Source organism: Streptomyces sp. 13-12-16, from assembly GCF_002114215.1.
Classification (GTDB): domain Bacteria; phylum Actinomycetota; class Actinomycetes; order Streptomycetales; family Streptomycetaceae; genus Streptomyces.
In genome coordinates this window covers 1-681 of sequence record NZ_NCTE01001396.1, presented here as the reverse complement: position 1 = coordinate 681, position 681 = coordinate 1, and the positions used below count along the sequence as shown (strand labels likewise).

Here is a 681-nt window from a genome sequence, read left to right as displayed (position 1 = left end):
ATCGTGACGATCTCGTCGCGGGTGCGCGGACCCGGCAGGATCCGGGCGAGGGCGAACTCGGTGGTCCCCGCCAGCCAGCCGGTGGCACACGCCACCGCCGTACGCGGCCGGCCGGACAGCAGACAGCCCGCCGCCGTCAGGCCCGCCGCGGTCAGCGCCAGATGCGCGGGCAGCCGGCCCCGCGGTGCCTGTGCCCGCCGCCACCAGCCACGCCCGTGCAGCCTGGTCATCAGCACGTCGTCGGCGTTGCCCGCCTGGAGACGTACGGAGATCCAGCGTCCGGCCGGCCGTACCGGGTGGGCGGTGGTGCGGCGGCCCTCGGACAGGGTCCAGCCGGCGTCGAGCACCCGAAGCGCCAGGTCCGCGTCCTCCCGGAAGGCCCTGCGGAACCGTTCGTCGAAGCCGCCGACGGCCTCCAGCGTCCGGCGCCGGTACGCCATGTCGGCGGTGATCCAGCGGGCCCGGGCCAGCCCGGCGGTGCCCCGCTCCCAGTCGGTGGGCGGCCGGTCCGGCGGCAGGGGAACCTCGATCCGGGCGGCGACCCCGGCGGTCGCGACGCTCGCCCCGGCGAGGTCGAGCGCCAGGTCGTCGGCCCAGGTGGGGCCGGGCACCACGTCGTCGTCGAGGAAGACGATCCACGGCGCGTCCCCGGCGGCCCGCCACCCGGTGTTGCGGGCGGCG

The 681-nt window shown here is 77.7% G+C and carries 1 protein-coding gene; it reads right to left on the bottom strand.

The window, feature by feature from the left end; translation table 11 throughout:
* Positions 1 to 681: glycosyltransferase family 2 protein (locus B7767_RS41500; protein WP_373408284.1), on the bottom strand; the 681-nt coding region annotated here is incomplete at both ends.